This window comes from Streptomyces sp. DT190, assembly GCF_049846985.1.
In the GTDB taxonomy this organism is placed as follows: Bacteria; Actinomycetota; Actinomycetes; order Streptomycetales; family Streptomycetaceae; genus Streptomyces.
In genome coordinates this window covers 1-18,699 of record NZ_JBNCNM010000007.1, presented here as the reverse complement: position 1 = coordinate 18,699, position 18,699 = coordinate 1, and the positions used below count along the sequence as shown (strand labels likewise).

Below are 18,699 nucleotides of genomic sequence, written 5' to 3'. Positions count from 1 at the left end.
CCTAGGCCGACTTGCGGCTGTCCCGGGGATGAACTGCGATGTTCATCGCCCCGGAGCGAAGAACCGCCAGGCGCTCCTCGAGGACCTCTTCGAGTTCCTCGCGGGTGCGCCGCTCCATCAGCATGTCCCAGTGCGTACGCGCGGGCTTGGCCTTCTTCTCTTCAGGGCCGTCGCCGTCCACCAGGAGTGCCTGGGCCCCGCAGACCTTGCACTCCCACTCCGGCGGGATCTCCGCCTCGACCGAGAAGGGCATCTCGAAGCGGTGCCCCTTCTCGCATGCGTACTCCACGGCCTGGCGGGGGGCCAGGTCGATGCCGCGGTCCGTCTCGTAGCTGGTCACCACGAGGCGCGTGCCGCGAAGAGCTCGCTCACTCATGAATCGTGCCTCCCGGGCTTGTCGCCCACAGGACAGGTGTCGCTGTCGTCGTCATCCGGTCAACGTCCGGTCGGCGGTAAAGATTCCCGTTCCGAGTCCCGTTCCGGGTCATGCGTCGCCGTCGTAGCCGCCCTTGTTGTACCCACCAGCGCCCGGTTTGTCACATCTGCTAGCAGATGTAACCCAGCGTTTCGGCATCTTTGACGCGCAGTAACGGTACGCCTGGCAGGCCAAACGCGTACACTACAGCCCTTTCGCGTCGAGTGCTAAATCCTGTCAGGAACCGGATTCCCCGCTTCTTCGATCGCACGCCGTACCGGCAGCCTCGCGAGCAGGGCGAATCCCAGGACGAAGAAGGCCACCAGCGAGATGATCGCGTCCCGGTAGCTCCCGGTCAGCTGGTAGGTGAGCCCGAACAGCAACGGCCCGAGCCAGCTCATGCCGCGGTCGCTCAGCTCGTACGCCGAGAAGTACTCGGCCTCCTTGCCGGGCGGGACCAGATGGGAGAACAGGGAGCGGGACAACGCCTGGCTGCCGCCCAGGACCAGGCCGATCCCGGTGGCCAGGACGAAGAACCACACCGGCGCCCCGGCGGGCAGGAAGAATCCGGCCGCGAGCGTCACCGTCCAGGCGACCAGCGAGCCCAGGATCGTGCGCTTGGCGCCGTACCTCCGGGCCAGCCGTCCCATCGTCAGGGCGCCCGCCACGGCCAGCACCTGCACCAGCAGCACGGCGCCGATCAGGGTGGACTGCCCGAGCCCCAGCTCCTTCGAGCCGTAGACCGAGGCCTGCGAGATCACCGTCTGGATGCCGTCGTTGTACACGAGGTAGGCGAGCAGGAAGCCGAGGGTCAGGGGGTGCCGGCGCATGTCGCGGACGGTCGCGGCGAGCTGCCGGAAACCCGGGAGGGCCGCGGTCCGGCGCGCGGCGGGCCGGCGGTCGCGCAGCCGGGTCAGCGGGATCAGCGCGAAGGCGCCCCACCACAGGCCGGCCGAGGCCAGGCAGATGCGGACGGCCATGCCCTCCGACAGGCCGAAGCCGTCGTGGCCGGTGTACAGCACCAGGTTGACGACGAGGACCAGCGAACCCGCCGCGTACCCGAAGGCCCAGCCCCGCGAGGACACCGCGTCCCGCTGCTCGGGCGGGGCGAGCTGCGGCAGGTAGGAGTTGTAGAGCATCATCGCCACGCTCTGGGCGGCGTTGGCGACGACCAGGAGCACGCCGCCGAGCAGATAGCGGTCGCCGTCCAGGAAGAACATGGCCGTCGTCGCCCCGGCACCCGTGTACGCGGCGGCCGCGAGCAGCGGCTTCTTGCGGCCGGTGCGGTCGGCGGCGGCCCCCACCAGCGGCATCACCAGCACGGCCACGATCACCGACAGGGAGACCGAGTACGCGAAGAAGGACCCGGCGCGCACCGGTATGCCGAGCGGGTGGACGAAGCCGTCGGCGTCCGCGGCCGACTCGGCGACCGACGTCAGATAGGGGCCGAGGAACACGGTGAGCACGCTCGTCGAGTAGACGGAGCACGCCCAGTCGTAGAAGTACCAGCCGCGCTGCTCGCGTCTGAGATCCGCCCCATCGTCGGGCGGTGTCCGCAGGGTGTCGGTGCCCACCCGTGCCCTCGCTTCCCCGTGAACGCGCGAAGGCGCCGGGCCCGGGGTCTCAGACCCAGACGCCGCGGTCCTCCATGACCTTGCGCAACGTGTCGATGTGATCGGTCATGATGCCATCCACACCGAGGTCGAGAAGCCGGTGCATGCTCCCGGGTTCGTTGACCGTCCAGACGTGCACCTGCAGGCCGCGCGCGTGGGCGGCGCGCACGAAGCGGTGGTCGACCACCTGGATGCCGGACTGGACCTCCGGGACCTGCGCGGCGACCGCCGAGCGGCGCACCGTGGCCGGCAGCCCCCAGGAGCGCAGCCGCAGGTTCAGCACGCCCCGGGTGCCGTACGACGTGGCCAGTCGCGGACCGGCCAGCCGCTGGGCGCGCACCACCCGTGCCTCGGAGAACGAGCCGAGGCAGACCCGGTCCCAGGAGTCCGTCCGGCCGATCAGGTCGAGGAAGGGGAGCAGGGCGGCCTCCGCCTTGACGTCCACGTTCCAGCGCACGTCCGGGAAGGTCTCCAGGAGCTCCTCGAACAGCGGCACGGGCTCCCGCCCCGCCACGCGCGCCTGCCGTACCTCCTGCCACGGCAGATCGGCGATCCGGCCCGTGCCGTCGGTCACCCGGTCCAGCGTCGTGTCGTGGAAGGCGACGAGTGCGCCGTCCCGCGTGGTGTGCACATCGGTCTCGATGTAGCGGTAGCCGGCCTCGACGGCGTTGCGGAACTGCCGCACGGTGTTCTCCAGACCGTCCGCGGCCCCGCCCCGGTGGGCGAAGGCGAGGGGGCCGGGGTGGTCGAGGTAGGGATGGCGTATCCGCGGGGTCACGGACGCAGTATCGCTCCTTCCGGTTGACCGGTGGCAACGACCGTGCTGCCGGCGGGTGCCGCGGGGACGGCGAACAGCCGCAGGAACAGCTGGGCGAGCGGCCCGATGGCCAGCGCGTACAGCAGGGTGCCGATGCCCACGGTGCCGCCCAGGACGAAGCCGGTCGCCACGACCGTGAGCTCGATGCCCGTCCGCACCAGGCGGATCGAGACGCCCGTGAGCTGGTGCAGGCCCGTCATCAGTCCGTCGCGCGGGCCCGGGCCGAAGCGGGCGGCGATGTACAGGCCGGTCGCCGCGCCGTTCAGGACGATCCCGCCGATCATCAGGCCGACGCGCAGCACCCAGCCGTGGGCGTCGGGCACCAGGGCCAGGGTCGCGTCCATCGCCATGCCGATCACCAGCACGTTGGAGATCGTGCCGAGGCCGGGCCGCTGGCGCAGCGGGATCCACGCGAGCAGCACGGCCGCGCCCACGATCGTCAGCACGACGCCGATCGACAGTCCCGTCCGCTCGGCGAGGCCCTGGTGCAGCACGTTCCACGGCTCCAGACCGAGCCCGGACCGGACGAGCAGGGCGGAACTGGCGCCGTACAGCGCGAGACCGGCGTAGAGCTGGACGAGCCGCCGGGTGAGGCGTCCCCGCGTGGCCATGATGTGCCCCCGTGTGGTGGTGGTGGACTGATGCATGACACCCTGTGGCGTGGATGGAGCGGCCATCCAGGGCCAATCCGGGGAAGGTGGACTGATTCCGATGGCGCAGTGGACCTCGGCCGTGGGGGCGGCACAGCTCGCCCGGCTGCTCAACTCCCAGCAGGACCGCCCGGCCGGGCCCGGCACGCGACGCCCGCCGGCCTACCGCGCCCTCGCCGACGGCATCCGCCTGCTGGTGCTCGAAGGGCGCGTCCCGGTGGCCGCCCGCCTGCCCGCCGAGCGGGAACTCGCCCTCTCCCTCTCCGTCAGCCGCACGACGGTGGCCGCCGCGTACGAGGCGCTGCGCAGCGAGGGCTTCCTGGAGTCGCGGCGGGGTGCGGGCAGCTGGACCGCCGTGCCCGCAGGGAACCCGCTGCCCGCACGCGGGCTGGAGCCCCTGCCGCCCGAGGCCCTCGGCTCGGTGATCGACCTCGGCTGCGCCGCGCTGCCCGCCCCCGAGCCCTGGCTCACCCGGGCCGTGCAGGGCGCGCTGGAGGAACTGCCGCCGTACGCCCACACGCACGGCGACTATCCGGCGGGGCTGCCCGCGCTGCGGGCGATGATCGCCGAGCGTTACACCGCGCGCGGCATCCCGACCATGCCCGAGCAGATCATGGTGACGACCGGGGCGATGGGAGCGATCGACGCGATCTGCCATCTCTTCGGCGGGCGGGGCGAGCGCATCGCCGTCGAGTCGCCCTCCTACGCCAACATCCTCCAGCTGATGCGGGAGGCCGGGGCCCGCCTGGTGCCCGTCGCGATGGCCGAGGGACTCACCGGGTGGGACATGGACCGCTGGCGGCAGGTCCTGCGGGACGCCGCGCCCCGGATCGCCTACGTCGTCGCCGACTTCCACAACCCGACGGGGGCCCTGGCCGACGAGGACCAGCGGCGGCGGCTGGTGGACGCCGCGCGGTCCGCGGGGACCGTGCTGATCGCCGACGAGACGATGAGCGAGCTGTGGCTCGACGCGGAGGTGCGGATGCCGCGGCCCGTGTGCGCCTTCGACCCGGCCGGCTCGACCGTGATCACGGTGGGGTCGGCGAGCAAGGCGTTCTGGGCCGGGATGCGCATCGGCTGGGTGCGGGCCGCCCCGGACGTGATCCGCAGCCTGGTCGCGGCGCGCGCCTATGCCGACCTCGGTACGCCGGTCCTGGAGCAGCTGGCCGTGAACTGGCTGTTCGGCACGGGGGGCTGGGAGCAGGCCGTGGAGGTGCGGCGGGAGCAGGCCCGGGCCAACCGCGACGAGCTGGTGGCGGCCGTGCGCCGCGAGCTGCCCGGGTGGGAGTTCGAGGTGCCGCAGGGCGGGCTGACCCTCTGGGTGCGCACCGGCGGGCTGTCCGGTTCGCGGCTGGCGGAGGCGGGGGAGCGCGTGGGCGTGCGCGTGCCCTCGGGACCGCGGTTCGGCGTGGACGGGGCGTTCGAGGGATACGTGCGGCTGCCGTTCACCGTCGGAGGCGCGGTGGCCGAGGAGGCGGCGGTACGGCTGGCCGCGGCGGCGGGACTGGTGGAGTCCGGCGGGGTGGGGGGTACGGAGGCGCCGCGAACCTTCGTGGCCTAGCGGGTCTCCGCACGCCCCACCCTGTGCAGGGGCCGGCCGGTGGCGGGCCGGTCAGCCGCGCGTGGAATCCGTCGGCTTGGTCAGCACCGGGACCGGGTTCGGCAGGGGGTCCTTGGTGAGGACCGGCACCGGTGCGGACCGCGGCTCCTGCGGCTCCGCGACCGGGGCGGGTTCCGCGGTCACCGCGGCCGGGACGGGTTCGGCGGTCACCGCGGCCGGGACGGGTTCGGCGGTCACCGCGGCCGCGGCCGGGGCGGGTTCGGCGGTCACCGCGGCCGGGACGGGCTCCGGCTGTTGCACGGGCGCCGGTGCCGGCGTCTGTGCTTGTGCCTGTGCTTGTGCCTGTGCCGGTGTGTGTGCCGGCGTCTGCGCCTGTGCCGGTGTGTGTGCCGGTTCCTGTTCCGTGGGCAGCGGCTCCGGCTCGCCGGGGGATCCGTCGGGCTCCGGGACCGTCTCCCCGTCCGCCGGTGTCGTGCGGGGCGGGAGCAGGGCGAGGACCGCCTCGCGGTGCGCCTCGGGGCTGGCGTCGTCGAAGGGGTTCGGCGTGGCCGGGACCTGGAGGCGGTGGACCGGGCCCGTGCCCAGGCGGGCGTAGCCGCGGCCGGGCGGGATCTGGTCGACGGGGGTGGTGTGCGGGGGCGCGCCCAGCACCGACCGGAGCTGGTCGGCCGTCGCCGGGCCGAGGACCACGCGGGCGCGGGTGTGCCTGCGCACCGGCTCCGCGAGGGCCTCGAAGCTGTCCAGCTGGTCGGCCACGACCACCGTGACGTGCGCCGGGCGGCCGTGCCGCAGGGGCACCTGGAGGAGGGACTGCGGGTCCTTGCGGTCGTCCGCCGCCGCCAGGTGGGTGAACGCGGTGGGCCGGTCCAGGAGGATCCACAGCGGCCGCTTGGTGTCCTCCGGCGGGGGATGGCCCGCCTGGTGGGCGCGGTTGGCGGCGATGAGGCGGCGCTCCGTCTCGGACGCGGCCCACTCCAGGCTGGCCGTCGCCCCGCTGAGACCGCACTCGACGGCCAGCACGCCGTCCCGTCCGGTCAGGCAGGCGTACTCGCCGGTGCCGCCCCCGTCGACGATCACCACGTCGCCGTGCCGGAGGGCCTGCAGCGCCAGGGAGCGCAGCAGCGTCGAGACGCCGCTGCCCGGCTGACCGAGGACGAGCAGGTGCGGCTCCGTGGAGCGCAGGCCCGTGCGCCACAGGACCGGGGGCACGTCCCGCTGCCGTTCGCCGTGGCCGACGGGGAGCGTGCGCCGGACCTGCGTCGGGTCGGTGAAGCCCAGGACCGTCTCGCCGGGAGCGGTGACGAAGGGCTGGGCGGTGATGTCGACGGGGAGGGGCTGCAGTACGCCGAGCGTCAACTGGTTGCCCTCCTCGTCCCACGTGAAGTGGTACTCGCGGCCGCGGCCCGACTTCGCCGCGAGGAGGTGCTCGATCCGCGCGCGGGACTCGGCCTCGCCGTCGGTGAAGTACGCCGGGTAGCGCACCACCAGGTGGGAGATCCGGCCGCCGCCGTCGAACGCGTAGGTGGGGAAGACCTTGTCCCAGGCGCCGCCGTGCGCGTACAGCGGCTCGGGGTCCTCGGCGGCGGAGAAGTACGGCACGAGCGCCTCGTACAGCGACTTCAGGCGCTCGCTCTGCGACTCGTCCGGGCCGTCGGGAGCCGCCGGAGTGCGGTCCCGGCCCTGCCAGGCCGCGGCCGCCATCAGGGTGATGGCGGCCAGCAGCGGCCCGTACGGCACCAGGGCCACCACGAGGATCACGGAGGCCACCAGGAACAGCAGCGCCCCCCGTCTCTCCTTCGGGGTCTCGGTCCATCTGCGCCGGCCGGCCGCTGCCAGCCGGCGCAGACCCCGCATGATCGTGATCAGCGGGTGGAGGACGTCGGTGGCGCTGTCGGCGGCCGTCCGGGCCAGCTCCCGGCTCCGGGCGAGCTGGGCGCTGCCGTTGCTCAGAATGCGGGGGAGGGGGCGCCGGGCCACTGCTGCCTCCAGTCGGTGCGTACGGGCGGGGTGCGTACGGGAAGTGGGGTCGTCAGAACTTGATGCCGCCGAGGAGGCTCGCCAGGCTCTCGCCGCCCGCCTTGATGCTCGGGGCGATGGCCGTGCTCGCCAGGTAGAAGCCGAACAGCATCGCCACCACCGCGTGGGAGGCCTTCAGGCCGTCCTTGCGGAAGAAGATGAAGACGACGATGCCGAGCAGGACCACGCCTGAGATGGACAGGATCATTTGAGTTCTCCTGGTTCGCGGGGACAGTCACCATGAGTACTTCCAGGCTCACAGGATGTATCCATACGATAAAAGGTGCAAGTGGGTGAAATTCGGACGATTTCCCCCGCGTGGCGGAGTGGTCCCTGATCCGGTGGAGCCGGGCTGTTGCGCCCGGACACGACTGTGGTGATCTTTACCTCGGGCACATCGGGTCATGTGCCGCGCGAGCCAGTACCCTGGCGATTCACTCGTACGGCTGCACCCGGCGCAGGCGTACGCACTCGACGAGACGTGATGGAGAGGCGGTCCGGCAGATGACCGAAGTCCCCGACCCCGAGGTCGTGGAGCTGGCGACCAAGATCTTCGATCTGGCCCGCCGGGGACAGACCGAGGCGCTCGTGGCGTACGTCGACGCGGGCGTCCCGGCCGACCTCACCAACGACCGCGGCGACTCGCTCGTGATGCTCGCCGCCTACCACGGCCACTCCGACGCGGTGCGCGCGCTGCTCGCCCGCGGCGCCGAGGCGGACCGGGTGAACGACCGGGGCCAGACCCCGCTCGCGGGGGCCGTCTTCAAGGGCGAGACGGACGTCATCAAGGCCCTCCTGGAGGGCGGCGCCGACCCGTCCGCGGGTACGCCCTCGGCCGTCGACACGGCCCGCATGTTCGGCCGGACGGAACTGCTCGAACTGTTCGGCGCGCACTAGGCCGACCAGGCTGACCTGGAACGACACGAGAAACGGGGGAGGCGGAACGGGGCCGCCGAAATTTCGGTCGCGGCAGACGGAAGTGCCGAGTCATCATGACGACGTGGTTCACGGACGTGATGGTTGGGCAGGTGTTGCCGCACCGCGCGGGCCGTGACGCGGTCCGCAAGGGCCACCGACGAGAGGCAGAGGAAGATGGTCTACAGCAAGCAGGAAACGGCGGGCACTCCGACGTGTTGTCGCGCGGCCAGGTAGTACACGTCCCCGGTTGCGTCGACGCTTGATGTGAGGCTGTTTCCCATGTTCGATCCGGTCATAGCGCCCAGCGGTACGCTGCTCGGCCTGCTCCAGCGGGGCCGCGGCGACGGCACACTGCACGCGCTCACCGCCCCGCGCCCCGAGGCGCTCGCGGCGCTGAACCACTGCGTGCTGCGCGATCCCCGCCACGACTGGCAGGTGGAGAACCGCTCCCTCTACTACGCCCGCCTCTACCTCGACCTGAACGGCGAGCTGGACGAGATCGAGGCCCACCTCTTCGACGCCGAGGACGTCCTCGACGCCGACGAGTCCCGCACCGGGCTCACCCTCGCCGTCCTCGGGCACCTCGCCTCCTACGGCAGGCGGGACGCGCTCGCTCTGCTGCGCAGGTACGCCGCCCACGGCACCAACTGGGCCTGGGCCCTGGACGAGCTGGCCCTGCGGGACGACGACGCGGGCCTGCGCGCCCTCGCCGCCCCCGTCCTGGCCCGGTTCCCGGCCGATCCGGAGGGTGAGGCCGAGCTGGCCGCCGCCGTCCGGGACGCCTTCGAGCCCCGGCCGTGGCGGCTGTGGGCCGAGGACCCCCGCGAATCCGTCGCCTCACGCGTGCGTGCCGCCCATGAAGCCGGCTGTTTCGACCGCTGGCAGCGGCAGATGCGCCCCTCGGGACCCCGCCCCGGATGGAGCGTGCAGGCCGTCTTCGAATGGGCCCAGCAGGGCTTCGACCGCGGCGCCGCGCTGCACGTCCCGGCCGCCCGCTGTCTCACCGCGGTGGCGGGACCCGAGGACCGGGCCGAGATCGTCCGCGCGGCGCGGGACGGCGGTGACGGTGCCCGGTGCACCGCCCTGCGCTATCTCGCCGACGGCAACGATCCCGACGCCCTCGACCTGATCGAGGGCGCCGTGGCCACCGGCTCGACGGTCGTCGGGGAAGCCGCCGTCGACGCCTTCGAGCGGATGCGCTCCCTCGCCGCCGTCGACCGGGCGCGCGGCTGGGTCCGGCGGCCCGACGCCCTCGGCGCCGCCGCCGGACGCGTCCTCGCCTGCCGGGGCGGAGCCCAGGACCGCGACCTGGTCCTCGCCGCCCTCAGGGAAGCCGTACGGGGCGAAGGACCCGACGCGCCGACCCTGTGGACCCTCGTCGACGGCACCGGACGGCTCGGCATCGCCTGCGCCGCCCCCGTCCTGCGGCACGTCTACCGCGAGACCGCCTCCTCCCATCTGCGCGGCCGCACCGCCCGCGCCCTCGCCGCCACCGACCCCTCCTTCGCCACGGGCTTCGCCGTCGAATGCCTGTGGGACTGCGAGGAGACCACCCGCGAAATCGCCGCCCGGCACGCCGAGACCGGAGACGCCCGCGTCGTCGAGCGCCTGCGCCGCCTCGCCGCAGACCCCGCCGAGGAGGCCGAGGTCCAGACGGCCGTACGCAGCCGGATCGGCCCCGAGGAAACCGCCGTGTGACCCCCCTCCAGGAGGAACTGCCAGGGCCGCATCAGGCCACCGAGATGAACGTGCGGTGGCTCGCGGGTCAGGAGGGCATGGACACGGCCTGACCTGCGCGGGTGCGCATCGCAACGCTCATGGGACGTTCCTCGGCCGGAAAGATCGACGTTGACGCGGCCACGTCCAGCCCGGCGACAACACCGGTATGCGTGTCGTCATCGTGACCGAATCCTTTCCCCCCGATGTGAACGGCGTGGCCCACTGCGCGCTCCAGACCGCCCGGCACCTCGTCGATCGCGGTCACGCCCCCGTCGTCGTCGCCCCGGCCCCCGCCCCGGGGAACAAGCCCGACGGGTCCGCGCCGTGCCCCGTCGTCCACGTCCCCTCCCTCCCGCTCCCCGGCTACCCGCAGGTGCGCGTCGCCCTCCCCAGCCGGCGGCTGGCCGCCACCCTCGTCGAGCACCGCACCGAGGTCGTCCACCTGGCCAGCCCCTTCGTCCTCGGGGTGCGCGGCATGGCCGCCGCCGCCCGGCTCGGCATCCCCGCCGTCGCCGTCTACCAGACCGACCTGGCCGGATACGCCCGCACCTACATGGGCGCCGGGGAGGCCGCGGCCTGGCGGCGCATCCGCTCCGTCCACGGTGCCGCCGACCTCACCCTCGCCCCCTCCAGCGCGGCCCTGCGCGACCTGCGGACCCACGGGGTGCCCCGGGTCGAGCTGTGGCCGCGCGGCGTCGACACCGAACGGTTCCGGCCCGACCGCCGCGACGAGGCGCTGCGCCGCGAACTCGCCCCGAACGGCGAGCTGATCGTCGGCTACGTCGGCCGGCTCGCCCCCGAGAAGCAGGTCGAACTCCTCGCCGGCGCCTGCGGCCTGGACGGCGTCCGGGTCGTGATCGTCGGCGACGGACCCAGCCGGCCCTCGCTGGAGCAGACGCTGCCCGGCGCCGTCTTCCTCGGCCGCCGCACCGGCGACGACCTCGCCCGGGTCTTCGCCTCCCTGGACCTCTTCGTGCACACGGGCCCGTTCGAGACCTTCTGCCAGACCGTCCAGGAGGCCATGGCCAGCGGCCTGCCCGTGGTGGCCCCCGCCGCGGGCGGACCGCTCGACCTCGTCGCGCACGGGCACACCGGGTTCCTGGTGCCGCCGCGCGACGCGGCCGCCGTACGGGAGGCCGTGCGGACCCTGGCCGCCGCACCCGCGCTGCGCACCGCCTTCGGCGCCGCCGGGCGCGCCACCGTCGAGGGCCGCACCTGGGCGGCCGTCGGCGACCGGCTGATCGGGCACTACGCGAACGTGCTCGCCGGGCGGCGGACGGCGGTGGCGGCATGAACGCGAACCGCGTCGAGGGCCGCTCCCTGCGGATCGTCCGCCTCGCCAACTTCGTCGCCCCCGCCTCCGGCGGTCTGCGCACCGCACTGCGCGAACTCGGCCGGGGCTACCGGGAGGCGGGCCACGAGCCCGTCCTCGTGGTCCCCGGCGAGCGGACCAGCGACCGCGAGACCGAGCAGGGCCGGGTCATCACCCTCCCGGGTCCGCTGCTGCCCGGGACCGGCGGCTACCGCGTCCTCACCGACAGGCGGCGGGTGGCCGGGCTGCTGGAGGAACTCGCGCCGGACCGGCTGGAGGTGTCCGACCGCACGACCCTGCGGTGGACCGGCAAGTGGGCGCGGCGCGCCCGGATCCCGGCCGTGATGGTCTCCCACGAGACGGCCGACGGCGTCCTGCGCACCTGGGGCCTGCCCGAGGGGGCCGCCCGGCGTGCCGCCGACGCCCTCAACGTCCGGACCGCCCACACGTACGCGCGCGTGGTGTGCACGACCGAGTTCGCCGAGCGGGAGTTCGTGCGGATCGGGGCGCGCAACGTCGTCCGGGCCCCGCTCGGGGTCGACCTGGTGCAGCGGCACCCGGCCCTGCGCGACCCGGGCCTGCGGGCGCGGCACGCGCGCGAGGACGAGACGCTGCTGGTGATGTGCTCGCGGCTGTCCGTGGAGAAGCGGCCCGGCACGGCCCTGGACGCCCTGCAGGCGCTGCGGCGGCGCGGGCGCCGGGCGGTGCTGGTGGTGGCCGGGGACGGCCCCCTGCGGCCGCGGCTCGAACAGCGGGCGCGGGAGAGCGGCCTGCCGGTCACCTTCCTCGGGCACCTCCGCGACCGCGCCCTGCTCGGCGCGCTCCAGGCGTCCGCCGACGTCGCCCTGGCACCCGGACCGGCCGAGACCTTCGGGCTCGCCGCGCTGGAGGCCATGGCCTGCGGCACGCCCGTGGTGGCGAGCGCGTCGTCCGCGCTGCCGGAGGTGATCGGCTCCGCCGGGGCCGTCGCCGCGGACCGCGGGGAGGCCTTCGCCGACGCCGTGGACCTGCTGCTGGAACGCCTGGAGGCGGACCGCCGTGAGGCGGCACGCGCGCGTGCCGAGTGCTTCGGGTGGCACGCGGCGGTCGACGCGTTCCTCGCCGCCCACGACGCGGCCGTTCCCGCGCGGCCGTCCGTGCCCGGGGGCGTGGCATGAGACCCGCGCGGGGCGCGGGAGGGCGCGACGGGTCCCTGCGTTTCGTGGCCCTCGGGGACTCGCTGACCGAGGGGGTGGGGGACCCGGTGGGCGACGGGTGGCGCGGCTGGGCCGCGCTGCTCGCCGCCGGGCTGGGGACCGGAACCGTCCGGTTCACCAACCTCGCGGTGAGCGGGGCACAGACCGGGGACGTCCTGGAGCGGCAGCTGCCCACCGCGCTGGAGCTGCGGCCCGACCTGGTGTCCGTCGTCGTCGGCGTCAACGACACCCTCCGCTGCACCTTCGACATACGGGCTGTGGCGGCCCGGCTCGACCGGGTGTACGCGGCCTGCGCCGGGCAGGGCGCGGTCCTGCTCACGGCCTGCCTGCCCGACCCGGGGACGATGCTCGGGCTGCCCGGGGCGCTGGCGCGTCCCCTGGCCCGGCGGCAGCGGGCCGTGAACACGGTGGTGCACGCCCTGTCCGACCGCTACGGGGCGCTGCACCTGCACGCCTGCGAGGGCGACTGGACCACCGACCGTGCCATGTGGAGCGCGGACCGGCTGCACCCCGGGGAGCGGGGGCACCGGCAGCTCGCCCTGCGCTTCCACGCGCTGCTCGCCGGGCACGGCCTCGCCACCGGATCCGCGCCGTCGCCCGAGCCGGAGTCGCCCGGCCCGACGAGGTCGGCGAGCCTGTGGTGGCTGGCCACGGCCGGTACCGGCTGGGTGGCCCGCCGGTGCACCGACCTGCTGCCCCAGCTGCTGACCCTGGCCGCCGACGAACTCCGCCACCGCGCCCGCGGCACCAGCGCCCGGCTGGATCTGCGGGCCTCGGCGGCGGTGTCCGCGGCCCTCGCCACGCTGTCGGGGGCGGAACAGCCGGACGCGGCCTGACCGTGCCCCGCTGCCGGGTTCCCGGTGGTCGGGGCGCCCCCGTCGGTCCACCGGGCCCGGCCGGCGGGCGGTTCGGGGGTTGCGTTCCCGCGGGCAGCAGCTGCTACCCGCGGCAGGTGGGCGTCCCGGCGAGGTCGTCGGTCGTGCGGCCGCCGGGACCGCCGGCAGGTGCCGGGGCTCTGCCGGTGTGACACGGGTCAGCGGCGCCGTACGGCCACGAAGCGGACCGGGGTGCCGGGCCTCGCCTGGGCGGCGGCCGGGAGATCCGAGGGGCGGACCACGGCGATCACCGGGTAACCCCCGGTCGTCGGATGGTCGGCCAGGAACACCACCGGGCGGCCGTCCGGCGGGACCTGCACGGCGCCCAGCACCATGCCCTCGCTGGGCAGTTCCCCGGCCCTGCCGCGCTCCAGGGCGGGCCCGTCCGTGCGCAGGCCGATGCGGTTGCTCGCGGAGGAGACCCGGTAGGCGCGCGAGACGAAGGTCCGGACCGCCTCCGGCGTGAACCAGTCCGCGCGCGGGCCGAGGGTCACCCGCAGGACCAGTTCGGCCGGCGGGGCCGGCTGCGGGGCGACGTCCACGCGCGCGTGCACGCCCGAGGGCCGGCCCAGCGGCAGCACCGTGCCGTCCGTGAGGGGCGGCGGGCCGAGCCCGGACAGCAGGTCGGTCGACCGGCTGCCGAGCACCGCCTCGACGGCGATGCCCCCCGAGACGCCCAGGTAGGCGCGGACCCCCGACCGGGCCGGTCCGATGTCGAGCAGCGCACCGCCCGGCACCCGCACCGGCGCGCCCCAGGGGGCGGGCCGTCCGTCCACCGTGACCCGGCAGGGCGCGCCCGCCACCGCCACCGTGACGGCCGAACGGGGCCGCACGGCACAGCCGTCGAGGGTCGTCTCCAGCACGGCCGCCCCGGGCGGGTTGCCGGTCAGCCGGTTGACGAGCTCCGCCGCCGGCCCGTCCAGCGCACCGGAGCGGGGCACGCCGAGGTGCGCGTGCCCCGGGCGGCCCCGGTCCTGCACGGTGGTGAGGGCCCCGGCGCGTACGACGGCGAGCGCGCGGTCCGTCATGATCCCGCCTCGGGGACGAACCGCACGCGCACGCCCGGCGACAGCAGCGCGGCCGGCACGCGCGCGTGGTCCCACAGCACGGCGTCCGTGGTGCCGATCAGCTGCCAGCCGCCCGGCGAGGAGCGCGGGTAGACACCCGTGTACGGCCCCGCCAGGGCCACCGAACCGGCCGGGACGGCGGTGCGCGGGGTGGCGCGGCGCGGCACGTCGTAGCGGGGCGGCAGGCCGGTGAGGTAGCCGAAGCCCGGTGCGAAGCCGCAGAAGGCGACCCGGAAGTCGGTGCCCGCGTGGATACGCGCCACCTCCGGCTCCGGCACGCCCCAGTGCGCGGCGACGTCGGCCAGGTCCGGGCCGTCGTAGCGCACGGGGATCTCGATCACGTCGCGCGCGGGCGGGGGAGCGGGCGGCAGGTCGGCCGCGGTCAGTTCGGCGGCCACCCGGGCCGGTGCGTCGAGGCCGTCGAGGAGGACCGTACGGGCCGCCGGGACGATCTCGCGGGCCGACAGCGAGCCCTCCGCGCGGCGCCGCAGCAGCTCCGCGTGCAGGGCCTGGGCCTCGTCGCCCGAGGCGACCTCGACGAGCAGGGCGTCCTCACCGACCGGCAGCACCTTCATGCGAAGGCCTCCACCCGGACGCCCGCGGACTCCAGCCGCTCCCGGACCCGGCGGGCCAGCTCCACCGCGCCGGGCGTGTCGCCGTGCAGGCACAGGGACCGGGCGCGCACCGCGATGCGCGCCCCGGACTCGGTGACGACCGCACCGGAGGCCGCCAGGCCCAGGGAGCGCTCCACGACGGCGTCCGGGTCGGTGACCACCGCGCCCGGCCGGGAGCGGGGCACGAGGGTGCCCGCGTCGGTGTAGGCGCGGTCGGCGAACGCCTCCGTGACGACCGGCAGCCCCGCCTTCCCCGCCCGTTCCAGCAGGCGCGAGCCGGGCAGGCCGAGGACGGGCAGCGCGGGGTCCGCGAGGAGCACGCCGTCGACCACCGCGGCGGCCTGCCCCTCGTCGTGCACGACCCGGTTGTAGAGCGCGCCGTGCGGTTTGACGTAGGACACGCGGGAGCCGGCCGCGCGGGCGAAGACCTCCAGCGCGCCGATCTGGTAGGCGACCTCCGCCGCGAGTTCGGCGGGCGGCACGTCCATCGCGCGCCGCCCGAACCCGGCCAGGTCCCGGTAGGACACCTGGGCGCCGATGCGCACCCCGCGCTCGGCCGCCAGCGCGCACACCCGGCGCATGGTGACCGCGTCCCCGGCGTGGAAGCCGCAGGCCACGTTGGCGCTGGTGACGACGGACAGCAGCCGTTCGTCGTCGGTGAGCCGCCAGCGGCCGAAGCCCTCGCCGAGGTCGGCGTTCAGGTCGATGCAGGCCATGAATCCAGTGTCTCCTGTCAGGCCACGCGGTACTGCTCGTCGCGGGCGTCGGTGAGGAACATCTGCCCCGGGGCGTGCGTGAGGGCGAACGGCGGCCGCGAGGCCATGACGGCGGCCTGCGGGGTCACCCCGCACGCCCAGAACACCGGGATGTCGTCCGGCTCGGTGTCCACCGGGTCGCCGAAGTCGGGGCGGGCGAGGTCGGCGATGCCGAGCCCTGCGGGATCGCCGCAGTGCACCGGGCTGCCGTGCACCGCGGGCAGCAGACTGCTCTCCCGGATCGCCGCCGCCAGATGCCGGGGCGGCACCGGCCGCATCGACACCACCATGGGGCCGTGCAGCCGCCCCGCCGGACGGCAGGGCCGGCTCGTCACGTACATCGGGACGTTGCGCCCCTGCTCGACGTGGCGGATCGGCACACCCGCCTCGCCCAGCGCCCACTCGAAGGTGAAGCTGCAGCCGATGAGGAACGACACCAGGTCCTCGCGCCAGTACGCGCGCACGTCGGTCGGCTCGTCGACCAGTTCGCCGTCCCGCCACACCCGGTAGCGCGGCAGGTCCGTGCGCAGATCGGCGCCCTCGGCGAGCACGGTCGTCCAGGAGCCGGCGTCGGTGACGTCGAGGACCGGGCACGGCTTGGGGTTGCGCTGGCAGAACAGCAGCATGTCGTAGGCCCAGTCCGCGGGCACCGAGATCAGGTTGACCTGGGTGTGGCCGCCCGCGACCCCGGCCGTGGGGCCGGTGAGGCCGTCGCGGAAGCGGGCCCGGGCCGCGGCCGGGCTCCAGGCGCGCGCGTGCTCGTCGACCAGGACCACCGGACGGTCCCCGGCGCTCGTGCGGTTCACGTGAGCTCCTTCCCGCGCGTCTCGGGCAGCCCGAGCAGCGCCAGCGCCGCGATGCCGTAGCCGATCGCGCCGAAGACCAGCGCGCCGCCCACGCCCCAGCTGTCCGCCAGGAAACCGACCGTCGTCGGGAACACGGCACCCACCGCGCGCCCGGTGTTGTACGTGAAGCCCTGCCCCGTGCCGCGCACCGCCGTCGGGTACAGCTCGCTCAGGTACGAACCGAAGCCGCTGAAGATCGCCGACATGCAGAACCCGAGCGGGAAACCGAGGATCAGCAGCAGGGTGTTGGCGCCGCTCGGGATGTTCGCGTACGCCAGGATGCACAGCGCCGACAGCAGGGCGAAGAGCCAGATGTTGCGCCGCCGGCCCAGCTTGTCGGTGAGGTAACCGCCGGTCAGGTAGCCGATGAAGGCGCCGGAGATGAGGAACGTGAGGTAGCCGCCGGTGCCGACGACCGACAGGTCGCGCTCGGTCTTCAGATACGTCGGTACCCAGGTGGCCAGCGTGTAGTAGCCGCCCTGGACACCGGTCGACAGCAGTCCGGCGAAGAGCGTGATCCGCAGCAGGCCCGGCTTGAAGATGGCCTTGAACGAGCCCTTCTCCGAGCTCTGTTCGCGGGCCGCGGTCGCCTCGGGCGCGTCGTGCACACTGCGCCGCAACCAGATGACGAGCAGCGCGGGCAGCGCGCCGGTCCAGAACATGATGCGCCAGGCCAGGTCGTCGCCGGCCAGCGAGAAGATGACGGTGTAGGCGATCACGGCCATGCCCCAGCCCACCGCCCACGAGCTCTGGATCGCGCCGAGCGTACGGCCCCGGTGCCTGGCGCTCGCGTACTCGGCGACCAGGATCGCCCCGACCGCCCACTCGCCGCCGAAGCCGAGGCCCTGCAGGGCGCGGAAGACCAGCAGCGTCTCGTAGTTGGGCGCGAAGCCGCAGGCGACGGTGAAGACCGCGTACGTGATCACCGTGATCATCAGGGCCTTGACCCGGCCGATGCGGTCCGCGAGGACGCCCGCCAGTGCGCCGCCGACCGCGGAGACCACCAGGGTGACGGTCGTGAACAGACCGGTCTGGCCGCTGTTCAGGCCGAAGTAGGCCGACAGCGCGACCATGCTGAGCGGCAGCGTGAAGTAGTCGTAGGAGTCCAGCGCATAGCCGCCGAAGGCGCCGGCGAACGCGCGGCGGCCGCGCGGGCCCAGGGCCCGCAGCCAGCCGAACGCCCCGTCGTCCGGGGCGGGTCCGGCGGGCCCGGGGCGCGTTGTGCCGGTCAGTGCCTGCGGTGGAGGGGTCGTGCTCATGGGCACCTCGCAGAGGGAGGACGGAGGGTGCTTGGAGGTGAGCGGGCCGTGCGGAAGCCGTCGGCGCCGCGGTGCGGGAGCGGCGCCGTGCACAGCACCGTAGAGGATTGTTCAACGATCCCTCAATACCCATGTTGGTTCGTTCTTGGGATCTGCGATTGAATTCCGGCATGGCAGAGCAGCTGAAGGACCTCGCCGACGACCGGGCTCTCCTGGGGCGCACCAGCACGGCCGAGCGGGTCTCGGACATCCTCAGGAGCCGCATCGCCGAGGGCTACTTCCCGCCCGGGACGCGGCTGTCGGAGGACAGCATCGGCGGGGCGCTCGGGGTCTCCCGCAACACGCTGCGCGAGGCGTTCCGGCTGCTCACCCACGAACGCCTGCTGGTCCACGAGCTGAACCGGGGCGTCTTCGTCCGGGTCCTGACCGTGGAGGACGTCGAGGACATCTACCGCACCCGGCGGCTGGTCGAGTGCGCCGTGGTGCGGGGCCTGGGAGAGCCGCCGTACGGCCTCGACGGGCTGGCCGGCGCCGTCGAGGAGGGGCAGCGGGCGGCCCGTGACGGCGACTGGAAGGCGGTGGGCACGGCGAACATCCACTTCCACCGGGAACTGGTCGCGCTGGCCGCGAGCGAGCGCACCGCCGAGCTGATGCGCAGCGTCTTCGCCGAACTGCGCCTCGCCTTCCACGTGGTGGACGAACCGCAGCCACTGCACGAACCCTACATAGCGCGAAATGTCGCTATTCTCCAGGCCCTTCAGGCCGGAGACCGCGCGCGGGCCGAGCACCTGCTCGCCGGATACCTCGACGATTCGCTGGAACGGGTCGTGGAGGTGTACCGCCGCCGCGTCGGCGAGGACGGCTGAACGCCGGGCGCCGGTGAGGACGGCCGAAAGCCGGGCGCCGGTGAGGATGTGCGGGCCGCCCCGCCCGGCGTCTCCGGAGAGGCGCACCGCGTCGTTTGGGCCGATGTCAGACCCAGGACCTAGTTGTATTGACCCGGAGCGTTGTTCACGCGGCTGATCGGTGGCTTGCCGCCGAGTGCGGTGTGGCAGCGGTGGTGGTTG

General features: G+C 74.3%; 18 protein-coding genes. 7 read left to right on the top strand and 11 right to left on the bottom strand.

Annotated elements, in window-relative coordinates; translation table 11 throughout:
* Window position 1 precedes the first annotated feature (1 nt).
* The 4 genes from ACPXCS_RS14665 to ACPXCS_RS14650 form a co-directional block, all read right to left on the bottom strand.
* On the bottom strand, window positions 2-376 hold the full coding sequence (locus ACPXCS_RS14665) for an RNA polymerase-binding protein RbpA (RefSeq protein ID WP_003977404.1): 375 nt from the start codon (window positions 374-376) through the stop codon (window positions 2-4).
* A 266-nt stretch (window positions 377-642) separates the two neighbouring features.
* A complete protein-coding gene (locus ACPXCS_RS14660) occupies window positions 643-1,989 on the bottom strand; it encodes an MFS transporter (protein ID WP_425951723.1) in 1,347 nt (448 codons plus the stop codon).
* Between the two features lie 49 nt (window positions 1,990-2,038).
* Window positions 2,039-2,806, bottom strand: a complete 768-nt coding sequence (locus tag ACPXCS_RS14655) for a glycerophosphodiester phosphodiesterase (protein ID WP_425951722.1) — start codon at window positions 2,804-2,806, stop codon at window positions 2,039-2,041.
* The gene (locus ACPXCS_RS14650; RefSeq protein ID WP_425951721.1) at window positions 2,803-3,492 is read right to left on the bottom strand and encodes a YczE/YyaS/YitT family protein; all 690 of its coding nucleotides are present in this window, start codon (window positions 3,490-3,492) and stop codon (window positions 2,803-2,805) included. Before ACPXCS_RS14650 ends, ACPXCS_RS14655 begins: the two co-directional genes overlap by 4 nt.
* A gap of 64 nt (window positions 3,493-3,556) precedes the next feature.
* Here ACPXCS_RS14650 and ACPXCS_RS14645 point away from each other — a divergent pair, with 64 nt between their 5' ends.
* Window positions 3,557-5,056 (top strand): PLP-dependent aminotransferase family protein, encoded by a 1,500-nt coding sequence (locus ACPXCS_RS14645; RefSeq protein WP_425951720.1) that lies wholly within the window; start codon window positions 3,557-3,559, stop codon window positions 5,054-5,056.
* Window positions 5,057-5,107: 51 nt separating this feature from the next.
* On the opposite strand, the gene ACPXCS_RS14640 is transcribed toward ACPXCS_RS14645, so the two are convergent.
* A complete protein-coding gene (locus tag ACPXCS_RS14640; protein ID WP_425951719.1) occupies window positions 5,108-7,033 on the bottom strand; it encodes a hypothetical protein in 1,926 nt (641 codons plus the stop codon).
* Between the two features lie 52 nt (window positions 7,034-7,085).
* Window positions 7,086-7,280, bottom strand: coding sequence for a hypothetical protein (locus tag ACPXCS_RS14635; RefSeq protein ID WP_030843336.1), 195 nt, complete (start codon window positions 7,278-7,280; stop codon window positions 7,086-7,088).
* A gap of 296 nt (window positions 7,281-7,576) precedes the next feature.
* On the opposite strand from ACPXCS_RS14635, the gene ACPXCS_RS14630 reads away from it, so the two are divergent.
* The 5 genes from ACPXCS_RS14630 to ACPXCS_RS14610 all read left to right on the top strand — a co-directional run bounded on the left by ACPXCS_RS14630 (window position 7,577) and on the right by ACPXCS_RS14610 (window position 13,053).
* The gene (locus ACPXCS_RS14630; RefSeq protein ID WP_425951718.1) at window positions 7,577-7,969 is read left to right on the top strand and encodes an ankyrin repeat domain-containing protein; all 393 of its coding nucleotides are present in this window, start codon (window positions 7,577-7,579) and stop codon (window positions 7,967-7,969) included.
* Window positions 7,970-8,269: 300 nt separating this feature from the next.
* Window positions 8,270-9,688, top strand: coding sequence for a HEAT repeat domain-containing protein (locus ACPXCS_RS14625; protein WP_425951717.1), 1,419 nt, complete (start codon window positions 8,270-8,272; stop codon window positions 9,686-9,688).
* Window positions 9,689-9,875: 187 nt separating this feature from the next.
* Window positions 9,876-11,003: a glycosyltransferase family 4 protein gene (locus tag ACPXCS_RS14620; protein ID WP_425951716.1), complete on the top strand. Its 1,128-nt coding sequence runs from the start codon at window positions 9,876-9,878 to the stop codon at window positions 11,001-11,003.
* Complete coding sequence (locus ACPXCS_RS14615) at window positions 11,000-12,178, top strand: glycosyltransferase (protein ID WP_425951715.1); 1,179 nt, start codon at window positions 11,000-11,002, stop codon at window positions 12,176-12,178. Before ACPXCS_RS14620 ends, ACPXCS_RS14615 begins: the two co-directional genes overlap by 4 nt.
* Window positions 12,175-13,053 (top strand): SGNH/GDSL hydrolase family protein, encoded by an 879-nt coding sequence (locus tag ACPXCS_RS14610; protein ID WP_425951714.1) that lies wholly within the window; start codon window positions 12,175-12,177, stop codon window positions 13,051-13,053. The genes ACPXCS_RS14615 and ACPXCS_RS14610 overlap by 4 nt, the downstream gene beginning before the upstream one ends.
* Before the next feature lie 197 nt (window positions 13,054-13,250).
* Here the strand turns inward: ACPXCS_RS14610 and ACPXCS_RS14605 are convergent, their stop codons facing one another.
* Genes ACPXCS_RS14605 through ACPXCS_RS14585 form a run of 5 tightly spaced genes read right to left on the bottom strand, consistent with a single transcriptional unit; the run spans window position 13,251 to window position 17,632 of the window.
* Window positions 13,251-14,120 (bottom strand): biotin-dependent carboxyltransferase family protein, encoded by an 870-nt coding sequence (locus ACPXCS_RS14605; RefSeq protein WP_425951713.1) that lies wholly within the window; start codon window positions 14,118-14,120, stop codon window positions 13,251-13,253.
* On the bottom strand, window positions 14,117-14,734 hold the full coding sequence (locus tag ACPXCS_RS14600) for a 5-oxoprolinase subunit B family protein (protein WP_425951712.1): 618 nt from the start codon (window positions 14,732-14,734) through the stop codon (window positions 14,117-14,119). Before ACPXCS_RS14600 ends, ACPXCS_RS14605 begins: the two co-directional genes overlap by 4 nt.
* Window positions 14,731-15,489, bottom strand: coding sequence for a LamB/YcsF family protein (locus tag ACPXCS_RS14595; protein ID WP_425951711.1), 759 nt, complete (start codon window positions 15,487-15,489; stop codon window positions 14,731-14,733). Before ACPXCS_RS14595 ends, ACPXCS_RS14600 begins: the two co-directional genes overlap by 4 nt.
* A gap of 17 nt (window positions 15,490-15,506) precedes the next feature.
* Entirely contained in the window at window positions 15,507-16,334 is an 828-nt protein-coding gene (locus ACPXCS_RS14590) for a putative hydro-lyase (RefSeq protein ID WP_425951710.1), read from the bottom strand.
* The gene (locus ACPXCS_RS14585; protein ID WP_425951709.1) at window positions 16,331-17,632 is read right to left on the bottom strand and encodes an MFS transporter; all 1,302 of its coding nucleotides are present in this window, start codon (window positions 17,630-17,632) and stop codon (window positions 16,331-16,333) included. The genes ACPXCS_RS14590 and ACPXCS_RS14585 overlap by 4 nt, the downstream gene beginning before the upstream one ends.
* A 170-nt stretch (window positions 17,633-17,802) precedes the next feature.
* Between ACPXCS_RS14585 and ACPXCS_RS14580 the strand changes: the two genes are divergently transcribed.
* Window positions 17,803-18,498: a GntR family transcriptional regulator gene (locus tag ACPXCS_RS14580; protein WP_425951708.1), complete on the top strand. Its 696-nt coding sequence runs from the start codon at window positions 17,803-17,805 to the stop codon at window positions 18,496-18,498.
* Window positions 18,499-18,699 lie beyond the last annotated feature (201 nt).

Bases quoted from the DNA above. Each gene is read 5' to 3' on its own strand.
- ACPXCS_RS14665 (WP_003977404.1), bottom strand. From the start codon at position 376: ATGAGTGAGCGAGCTCTTCGCGGCACGCGCCTCGTGGTGACCAGCTAC.
- ACPXCS_RS14650 (WP_425951721.1), bottom strand. From the start codon at position 3,492: ATGCATCAGTCCACCACCACCACACGGGGGCACATCATGGCCACGCGG.
- ACPXCS_RS14645 (WP_425951720.1), top strand. From the start codon at position 3,557: ATGGCGCAGTGGACCTCGGCCGTGGGGGCGGCACAGCTCGCCCGGCTG.
- ACPXCS_RS14635 (WP_030843336.1), bottom strand. From the start codon at position 7,280: ATGATCCTGTCCATCTCAGGCGTGGTCCTGCTCGGCATCGTCGTCTTC.
- ACPXCS_RS14630 (WP_425951718.1), top strand. From the start codon at position 7,577: ATGACCGAAGTCCCCGACCCCGAGGTCGTGGAGCTGGCGACCAAGATC.
- ACPXCS_RS14625 (WP_425951717.1), top strand. From the start codon at position 8,270: ATGTTCGATCCGGTCATAGCGCCCAGCGGTACGCTGCTCGGCCTGCTC.
- ACPXCS_RS14620 (WP_425951716.1), top strand. From the start codon at position 9,876: ATGCGTGTCGTCATCGTGACCGAATCCTTTCCCCCCGATGTGAACGGC.
- ACPXCS_RS14615 (WP_425951715.1), top strand. From the start codon at position 11,000: ATGAACGCGAACCGCGTCGAGGGCCGCTCCCTGCGGATCGTCCGCCTC.
- ACPXCS_RS14610 (WP_425951714.1), top strand. From the start codon at position 12,175: ATGAGACCCGCGCGGGGCGCGGGAGGGCGCGACGGGTCCCTGCGTTTC.
- ACPXCS_RS14605 (WP_425951713.1), bottom strand. From the start codon at position 14,120: ATGACGGACCGCGCGCTCGCCGTCGTACGCGCCGGGGCCCTCACCACC.
- ACPXCS_RS14600 (WP_425951712.1), bottom strand. From the start codon at position 14,734: ATGAAGGTGCTGCCGGTCGGTGAGGACGCCCTGCTCGTCGAGGTCGCC.
- ACPXCS_RS14595 (WP_425951711.1), bottom strand. From the start codon at position 15,489: ATGGCCTGCATCGACCTGAACGCCGACCTCGGCGAGGGCTTCGGCCGC.
- ACPXCS_RS14585 (WP_425951709.1), bottom strand. From the start codon at position 17,632: ATGAGCACGACCCCTCCACCGCAGGCACTGACCGGCACAACGCGCCCC.
- ACPXCS_RS14580 (WP_425951708.1), top strand. From the start codon at position 17,803: ATGGCAGAGCAGCTGAAGGACCTCGCCGACGACCGGGCTCTCCTGGGG.